The 9,646-nt window shown below is 72.7% G+C and carries 2 protein-coding genes and 1 pseudogene; all 3 read left to right on the top strand.

Features of this window, described 5'->3' with window-relative positions; genetic code table 11:
• Positions 1-6,291: pseudogene (locus KUTG_RS65910) on the top strand (condensation domain-containing protein); the annotation flags it as partial.
• A 29-nt stretch (positions 6,292-6,320) separates the two neighbouring features.
• Positions 6,321-8,603 carry an AMP-binding protein gene (locus KUTG_RS65905; protein ID WP_369794621.1) on the top strand — a complete coding sequence of 761 codons (2,283 nt, stop codon included), beginning with the start codon at positions 6,321-6,323 and terminating at the stop codon, positions 8,601-8,603.
• On the top strand, positions 8,495-9,646 hold a 1,152-nt coding region (locus KUTG_RS65070; protein WP_255361010.1), incomplete at its 3' end, for a phosphopantetheine-binding protein. The genes KUTG_RS65905 and KUTG_RS65070, both read left to right, overlap by 109 nt.

Genomic DNA, 9,646 nt, shown 5'->3' with positions numbered 1-9,646 from the left:
CCGAGCCCGACGTACAACACGCCGGTCGCGATGCGGCTGTCCGGCGATCTCGACCGCGACGCGTTGGCCGCCGCGCTCCGGGATGTGCTCGCACGCCATGAGGCGCTGCGCACGGTGTATCCGGCCGAAGACGGGCAGCCGTACCAGAGGATGCTCGCCGACCCGGACTGGCACCTCGCCGTGCACGACATCGACGCCGCCGCGCTGGACGAGCGGGTGGCCGAGTTCGGCGCGCAGCCCTTCGATCTGGCCGTGGACGTGCCGGTGCGAGCGGCGCTGTTCGGCGTCGGCACCGGCGAGCACTTGCTCGTGTTCGTCGTGCACCACATCGCCGGCGACGGGTGGTCCACCGGGCCGCTCATGCGCGACCTGTCCGCCGCCTACGTGGCCCGACGCAGCGGCACCGCACCGGAGTTCGACGCGCTGCCGGTGCAGTACGCGGACTACGCGCTGTGGCACCGCGAACTGCTCGGCGACGAGAACGACGCCGAATCCCTTGCCGCGCGCCAGCTTCGCTACTGGCGGGGCGCGCTGGAGGGATCGCCGGAGGAGCTGACGCTGCCGGCGGACCGGCCCCGCCCGGCGGTGGCCAGCCACCGTGGCATCACGGTGCCGATGGACATCCCGGCCGACCTGCACGGCCGCCTGCTCGACGTCGCACGGGCGCAGGGCGTCACCCTGTTCATGGTGCTGCACGCGGCCGTCGCCGGCCTGCTGTCGCGGCTCGGGGCCGGCACGGACGTTCCGATCGGCTCGGCGATCGCCGGCCGCACCGACGGCGCCCTGGACGGCCTCGTCGGCTACTTCGCCAACACGCTGGTCATGCGCACCGACGTCACCGGTGACCCGACCTTCGCGCAGTTGCTGGCCCGCGTGCGGGAACGCGGCCTGGAGGCGTTCGCGAACCAGGACGTGCCGTTCGAGCGGCTGGTGGAGGAGCTGGCCCCGACCCGGTCGCTGGCACGGCATCCGCTCTTCCAGATCGTGCTCACGATGCAGAACAGCGCGTCGGCCGAGCTGCGGTTGCCGGGGGTGGATTCGGAGACGGTGTTCGTCGGGCGTCCGGTCGCGAAATTCGACCTGGACGTGCTCATCGGCGAGGTGTTCGACGAACGGGGCGAGCCGGCCGGCGTGCGGGGCGGTTTGAGCGCCTCCGCCGACCTCTTCGACCGCGAGTCGGTAGAGCTGTTCGCGACCAGGCTCCTGCGGATGCTGGCCGCGCTGGCCGACGAGCCTACGCGGCGGCTCAGCTCCGTGCCGGTGCTGGAGGACGCCGAGCGGCGGCAGGTGCTCGGCACGTGGAACGACACCGCCTCGGCCGGCCCGGACTCGATGGTCCCGGCGATGATCGAGGCCCAGGTCGACCGCACGCCGACCGCGCCGGTCGTCGTCAGCGGCGGAGTTTCCGTTACGTACCAGGAGCTTGACGCCCAGGCGAACCGGCTTGCCCACCACCTGCGGGCCGTCGGCGTCGGTCCGGAGTCCGTGGTGGCACTGTGCCTGCCCCGTGGCGCCGACATGATCACGGCGATCCTCGCCGTTGGAAGGCCGACGGCGCGTACCTGCCGATCGATCCGACGCAGCCGGCCGACCGCATCTCGTACCTGCTCGGCGACAGCCGCGCGGCCGTCGTCATCGGCACCACCGAGGTGCTGGACGAGCTGCCGGTCGGCCGGATGCGCACGATCGAGCTGGACAACGCCGCCGCGATGCTCGCCGCTCAGCCGGACGCACGGCTCGGGCACGAACCGCTGCCGGACCAGATCGCCTACGTGATCTACACGTCCGGTTCGACGGGCCGTCCGAAGGGCGTTGCCGTCACGCATGGCTCGCTGGCGAACTACGTGTCGTCGGTGCCGGCGCGGCTGGGTTTTGGCGCGGGTCGGTATGCGCTGTTGCAGGCGCAGGCCACGGACCTGGGCAACACCACCGTGTTCGCCAGCCTCGCGCTCGGCGGCGAACTGCACATCCCGGATTCCGACACCGCGATGGACGCCGAGGCGATGAGCGCCTACGTCGCCGAGCACCAGATCGACTATGTCAAGGGCGTGCCGTCGCATCTGATGGCGCTGTCCGGCGTGCTGCCGGCGAAGTCGTTGGTGCTCGGTGGTGAGGCCGCCCCGGCGAGTTGGGTGCGGGACCTCGTCGGTCAGTGCAAGGTGTTCAACCACTACGGGCCGACCGAGACCACGATCGGCGTCGCCACCACCGAGCTGACGGGCGGCGAGGTCGTGCCGATCGGTACGCCGATCGCCAACACGCGGCTGTTCGTGCTGGACGAGCGGTTGCAGCCGGTGCCGCCCGGTGTGGTCGGCGAGCTCTACGTCGCCGGCTCCGGGCTGGCGCGGGGTTATCTCCGCAAGCCCGCCCTCACGGCGGAGCGGTTCGTGGCCTGCCCGTTCGGCGGGCGGATGTACCGCACCGGCGATCGCGCCCGCTGGACCCGTGACGGCCAGGTGGTGTTCGCGGGCCGGGTGGACGACCAGGTGAAGGTGCGTGGCTACCGGGTCGAGCCGGGCGAGATCGAAGCCGTGCTGGCCGCGCATCCGTCCGTCGACCGCGCGGCGGTGTTCGTCCGTGACGATCGGCTGGTGGCCTACGTCGTCGCCGACGACCCGGACCTGGCCGCCCCGATCAGGAAGTTCGTGGCGGACCGGTTGCCCGAGCACATGGTGCCGGCGGCGATCGTCGTGTTGGACGCGCTGCCGTTGACCGGCAACGGAAAGTTCGACCGCAAGGCGCTGCCCGCCCCGGACTACGGCACCGGCGCGGCGGTGGTGGGTCGCGGCCCGGCGACCATGCGCGAGGAGATCCTCTGCGCCGCCTTCGCCCAGGTGCTCGACCTGGACCACGTCGGTCCGCAGGACGACTTCTTCGAGCTGGGCGGCCATTCGTTGCTGGCGACGCGCCTGGTGAGCCGGGTGCGCGCGTTGCTGGGCGTCGAGCTGGAGATCCGCCTCCTGTTCGACACGCCCACCCCGGCCGGCCTCGCGGCGCAGCTGGATGCCGCCGACCAGGCCCGACAGGCCCTCGTGCGGACCGAACGGCCGGAGCGCGTGCCGCTGTCGTTCGCGCAGCAACGGCTGTGGTTCCTGTCCCAGCTGGAGGGGCCGAGCCCCACATACAACAGCCCGATCGCGCTGCGCCTGTCCGGCGACCTGGACCGGGCAGCGATGGCCGCCGCGCTCCGGGACGTCCTCGGCCGCCATGAGGCCCTGCGGACCGTCTTCCCCAGCCACGACGGGCAGCCCTACCAGCGGATCATCGGCCTGGACGAGCTCGACTGGGAGCTGGCCGTCGTCGACGTGCCGGACGGCGCGGCGCAGCTTTCCGCCCTGGACAACCTCGCCTGGGACCTGCCGGCGACGGACCGGACGATCATCGAGCCGGCGCCGGGGCTGTCCGACGCCGGCCGGGGGAGCCTGGTCGACGCCGCGATGACGGCCGCCGGTCACGCCTTCGACCTCAGCACGGAGATCCCGGTCCGGGCCTGGCTGTTCGGCGCCGCGCCGCAGGAGCACATCCTGCTGCTGGTCGTGCACCACATCGCCGGCGACGGCTGGTCGATGGGCCCGCTGGCTCGGGATCTGACCGCCGCCTACGAGGCTCGATGCCACGGTGTCGCCCCCGACTGGGCCCCGTTGCCGGTGCAGTACGCGGACTACGCGCTGTGGCAGCGGGAACTACTCGGCGACGAGTCCGAAGAGGACAGTCTGATGGCGCGCCAGGTCAAGCACTGGCGAGCGGCCCTCGACGGATCGCCGGAGGACCTGCGGCTGCCCGCGGACCGTCCGCGGCCGGCGGTCGCCAGCCATGTGGGCCACACCGCCGCCTTCCGCGTGCCGGCGGAGCTGCACCGGAAGCTGCGCGCGGTGGCCCGCGCCGAGGGCGTCACCCTGTTCATGGTGCTGCACGCGGCGCTGTCGGCTCTGCTGTCCCGGCTGGGAGCGGGCACGGACATCCCGATCGGCTCGGCCATCGCCGGCCGGACCGACGAGGCGCTGGACGACCTGGTCGGCTGCTTCGTCAACACGCTGGTCGTCCGCACCGACACCGCCGGGAACCCGACCTTCGCCGAGCTGCTGGCCCGGGTCCGGGAGGGCAGCCTGGCGGCGTTCGCGAACCAGGACGTGCCGTTCGAGCGCCTGGTGGAGGAGCTCGCGCCGGCGCGGTCGATGGCCCGCCATCCGCTGTTCCAGACCGTGCTCACCGTGCTGGACAACTCCTCACCGTCGCTCGATCTGGCCGGCGTGCGGTGCAGGCCGGTCGTGCTGGGCAAGCCGGTCGCCAAGTTCGACCTGGACGTGCTGATCGGCGAGGTGTTCGAGGACGGTGCGCCGGCCGGCGTGCGGGGCGCGATCAGCGCTGCCGCCGATCTGTTCGACGCCCCGGCCGCAGAGATGGTCGCCCGACGGTTCGTCGGCATGCTGGAGGCGCTGGCCGCCGACCCGACCACGCGCCTGGGCGAGGCGCCGATCCTCGACGAGGCCGAGCTTCGCGCCGTGCTGACCGAGTGGAACGACACGGCCGCCGCTGTGCCGACCGCTTCGGTGATCGAGATGATCGCGGCTCGTGCCGAGCAGTCCGCGGACCGGGTCGCGCTGGTCAGCGACGGCGTCGAGGTGACGTACGCAGATCTGACCGCCCGGGCCACTCGGCTGGCCGGCCTGCTCACCACGTCCGGCGTCGGCCCGGAGGCGGTGGTGGGCCTGTGCCTGCCCCGCGGCGTCGAGATGATCACGGCGATCCTGGCGGTGTGGCGGGCCGGCGGGGCGTACCTGCCGATCGACCCCGAGCTGCCGACCGACCGCATCGGCTACATGCTCACCGACAGCCGGGTCTCCCTGCTGCTGGGGACCGCGGAGGTCCTGGAGGAGCTGCCTAATGGCCGGCTGCTCACCATCGACGTGCACAACGAGGCCCTGCTGGCGACGTTCCCGTCGAGCGCCCCGCTGACGCCGATCCAGCCCGACAACACCGCCTACGTGATCTACACGTCCGGTTCGACGGGCCGTCCGAAGGGCGTTGCCGTCACGCATGGCTCGCTGGCGAACTACGTGTCGTCGGTGCCGGCGCGGCTGGGTTTTGGCGCGGGTCGGTATGCGCTGTTGCAGGCGCAGGCCACGGACCTGGGCAACACCACCGTGTTCGCCAGCCTCGCCCTGGGCGGGGAACTGCACATCCTCGCCGCCGACGCCGTCACCGATCCGGCTGCCGCCGCGAGCTACTTCGCCGAACACGAGATCGACTACGTGAAGGGTGTGCCGTCGCACCTGATGGCGCTGTCCGGTGTGCTGCCGGCGAAGTCGCTGGTGCTCGGCGGTGAGGCCGCCCCGGCGGCCTGGGTGCGGGACCTCGTCGGCAAATGCAAGGTGTTCAACCACTACGGGCCGACCGAGGCCACCATCGGCGTGGCGACGACCGAGTTGTCCGGCGGCGAGGTCGTGCCGGTCGGGTCGCCGATCGCCAACACGCGGCTGTTCGTGCTGGACGAGCGGTTGCAGCCGGTCGCGCCAGGCGTCACCGGGGAGCTGTACGTGGCCGGCGCCGGCATCGCCCGTGGCTACGTCCATCGGCCGGGCCTGACCGCCGAGCGGTTCGTGGCCTGCCCGTTCGGCGGGCGGATGTACCGCACCGGCGACCTGGCCCGCTGGCGTGACGGCGAAGTCGTGTTCATGGGACGCGCGGACGACCAGGTGAAGGTTCGCGGCTACCGGATCGAGCCCGGCGAGATCCGTTCCGTGCTGGCCGGCCACCCCATGGTGGAGCAGGCGGCGGTGCTCGTCCGTGACGATCGGCTGGTGGCCTACGTCGTCGCCGACGATCCGGACGCGGCCGCCTCGATCAGGAAGTTCGCCGCCGGTCGGCTGCCGGACTACATGGTGCCGGCAGCGGTGGTCGTGCTGGACGCGTTGCCGTTGACCAACAACGGAAAGCTGGACCGGAAGGCGTTGCCAGCGCCGGACTACGGAGCCGGCGTCGCCGCCGGCGGCCGCGGTCCGTCCACGCCGCGGGAGGAGCTCCTGTGCGCCGCCTTCGCCGAGATCCTCGGCCTGGACGGCGTCGGCATCGACGACGACTTCTTCGAGCTGGGCGGGCATTCCCTGCTGGCGGTCGCGCTGGTGGAGGCGCTGCGGCCGCGTGGCGTCGCCATCTCCGTGCGGGCGCTGTTCCAGACGCCCACCGTCGCGGGCCTGGCCGAGGCCGCCGCACCGGAGCGGGTGCACGTGCCGCCGAACGAGATTCCCGACGGCGCGGGGGAGATCACCCCGCACATGCTGTCGCTGGTGACGCTGGACGCCGCCGAGATCGCGCGGCTGGTGGCGACGGTGCCCGGCGGCGCGGCCAACGTCGCCGACGTGTACCCGCTGGCCCCGTTGCAGGAGGGCATCTTCTTCCACCACCTCGTCAGCGACGACACCGACGTGGACGTCTACGTCTCGCGGATCGTGCTCGGCATCGACTCCCAGGACCGGCTGGACGCGTTCCTGTCGGGGTTGCAGCAGGTGATCGACCGGCACGACATCTACCGCACCTCCGTCGCCTGGCAGGGTCTGCGGGAACCGGCGCAGGTCGTGGCCCGGAACGTGACGCTGCCGGTGGAGGAGCTGACGCTGGCGGCGGGCGAGGACGCGGTGGCCCAGTTGGTCGCCGCGGACGTGCCGAGGATGGAGCTGGATCGGGCCCCGCTGCTGCGTGTGCACATCGCCGCCGAACCGGGCAGCGACCGCCGGCTGGTGTTGCTGCGGATCCATCACCTGGTCCGCGACCACACGACCCTGCGGATCCTGCTCGGCGAGCTGGCGGCGTTCATGAGTGGCCGCGGCGAGCAGCTGCCGGAACCGTTGCGGTTCCGGGACTTCGTCGCACAGGCCCGGCTCGGCGTCCCGGAGGAGGAGCACAGCCGCTACTTCGCCGAGCTGCTCGGTGACGTCGAGGAGACCACCGCCCCCTTCGGCCTGGTCGACGTCTACGGCGACGGCGACGGCGTGATCCGCACGGACACGCCCGTCGACACCGATCTCGCCGGCCGCGTCCGGGGACTGGCCCGGCGGCTGGGCGTGAGCCCTGCGACGATCTTCCACCTCGCCTGGGCCCGGCTGCTGGCCGCGGTCTCCGGCCGGGACGACGTCGTGTTCGGAACTGTCCTGTTCGGACGGATGAACGCCGGCGCCGGCGCGGACCGGGTGCCCGGCCCGTTCATCAACACGCTGCCGGTGCGCGTCCGGGTCGGCCGCCAGGGCGTCGGCGAGGCGCTGTCCCTGCTCCGCGACCAGCTGGCTGAACTGCTGTCCCACGAACACGCGCCGCTGGCCGTGGCGCAGAAGGCCAGCGCGGTGCCGGGCAACGCGCCGCTGTTCAGCTCCGTGTTCAACTACCGGCACAGCCACGCCGCCGGCGACGAGCCCAGCGGCCTCGACGGGGTCCGCACGCTGTCGCTCTGGGAGCGGTCCAACTACCCGCTCGACGTGTCCATCGGCGACGACGGCAGCGGATTCGTGCTGACGGTCGACGCGGTCGACCCGGTGCACCCCGACCGCGTGGCGGCGCTGCTGCACACCTGCCTCGGCAACCTCGTTGCAGCGCTGGAGGAATCGCCGGACCGGAGTCTCGCCACCATCGAGGTGCTGGACGGGGACGAGCGGCGCAAGCTTGTCGCCGACTGGAACGACACCGCGGCGCGAGGGCCGGAAGCCCTGGTGCCGGAGCTGATCGCGGACCAGGCCGTGATGACGCCGTCCTCGGTCGCAGTCACCTGTGACGGCGTCGATCTGACGTTCGCCGAACTGGAGGCCAGGGCAAACCGCCTCGCGCACTACCTGCGGGCGGCCGGCGTCGGGGTGGAGAGCCTGGTCGGGCTTTGCCTCCCGGCGAGCATCGACCTGGTGGTGGCCGTGCTGGCGGTGTGGCGGGCCGGCGCGGCGTATGTGCCGCTCGATCCCACGTATCCGGCGGACCGGCTGGCGTTCATGCTCGCCGACAGCCGCGCGGCCGTGGTCCTCGGCACCGGCGACGTTCTCGACGAACTGCCGGTCGGCCGGCTGCGCACGATCGACCTGGACGACCCCGGGGTCGCGGCGGCGCTGTCGACCCAGCCGGCCACCGCGCCGGCGGTGCAGGCGCACCCCGAGCGGCTGGCGTACGTGATCTACACGTCCGGCTCGACGGGCCGGCCCAAGGGCGTCGCCGTGCCGCACGGCGGCCTGGCCAACTACGTGGACTGGGCGGCCCGGACCTACGGGTCGGAGGGCGGCGCCCCGCTGCATTCGTCGCTGGCCTTCGACCTGACGGTGACCAGCCTGCTGGTGCCGCTGATCACGGGTCGCACGGTGGTCGTCAGTCGCGAGGGCGGCGCCGAGGGGCTGGCGGAGCTGCTCGACCGGCGAGGGGGCTTCGGCCTGGTCAAGGTCGTGCCGGGCCACCTGCCGATGCTCGGCGAGCTGGTGACGGACCTGACCGGGCCGCCGCGACGCTGGTCGTCGGCGGCGAGGCGCTGCCCGGCGCGGAAGTCCGCGCCTGGCTGGCCCGCGCCCCGGAAACGGTTGTCGTCAACGAGTACGGCCCGACCGAGACGGTGGTCGGCTGCACCGTGCACACCATGACCGCCGCCGACGAGGTGCCGGACACCCTCCCGATCGGCCGGCCCATCGACAACACCCGCGTGTACGTGCTGGACCAGGCGTTCCAGCCGGTGCCGGTCGGTGTGGACGGCGAGCTGTACGTGGCCGGCGGCCAGCTGGCCCGGGGGTACGCGGGCCGGCCGGGGCTGACCGCGGAGCGGTTCGTGGCCTGCCCGTTCGCCGACGGTGAGCGTATGTACCGCACCGGAGACCGGGCGCGGTGGACCGCCCACGGGCAGCTCATGTTTGCCGGCCGCACCGACGACCAGGTGAAGATCCGGGGCTACCGGATCGAACCCGACGAGGTCGCGGCCGTGCTCGCCGCGCACCCGGGGGTCGCCCAGGCGACGGTGATCGTCCGCGAGGACGTGCCCGGCGACCGGCGCCTGGTCGCCTACGCCACGCCGGCCGACGAGTCCGCCGACGCGGACGCGATCCGGGGCTTCGTCGCCGCCCGGCTGCCGGCCTACCTCGTGCCGTCCGCGGTCGTGCTGCTCGACGTCCTGCCGATGACGGTCAACGGCAAGGTGGACAAGACAATGCTGGCCACCCGGGAGTACGCGGTCGACGGCCGCGCCGGCGTCGGTCGGGGTCCGCGCAACGCCCGGGAGGAGCAGCTCTGCACGGCGTTCGCCGACGTCCTCGGCCTGGACAAGGTCGGCGTGGACGACGACTTCTTCGTGCTGGGCGGCCATTCGCTGCTGGCCGTCCGCCTGGTCAGCCGGGTCCGCGCGCTGCTGGACCTGGAACTGCCGATGCGGCTGCTGTTCGAGGCCCCGACGGTCGCGGAGCTGGCCGAGCGCCTGGGCGACGACGCGCCGACCCGCGCCGCGCTGGTCGCCGCCCCACGGCCCGACCGACTGCCGTTGTCCTTCGCGCAGCGGCGTTTGTGGTTCATCGACCAGCTGGAGGGGCCGAGCCCGGCCTTCAACATCCCGGTCGCCGTCAAGCTGATCGGGCGGGTCGACGCCACCGCGCTGGCCGACGCCCTGCGGGACGTCATCGCCCGGCACGAGGCCCTGCGC

It is taken from the genome of Kutzneria sp. 744, from assembly GCF_000568255.1.
Lineage (GTDB): Bacteria > Actinomycetota > Actinomycetes > Mycobacteriales > Pseudonocardiaceae > Kutzneria.
The sequence above is the reverse complement of the archived record's forward strand: the minus strand, read 5'-3'. Positions and strand labels throughout refer to the sequence as shown.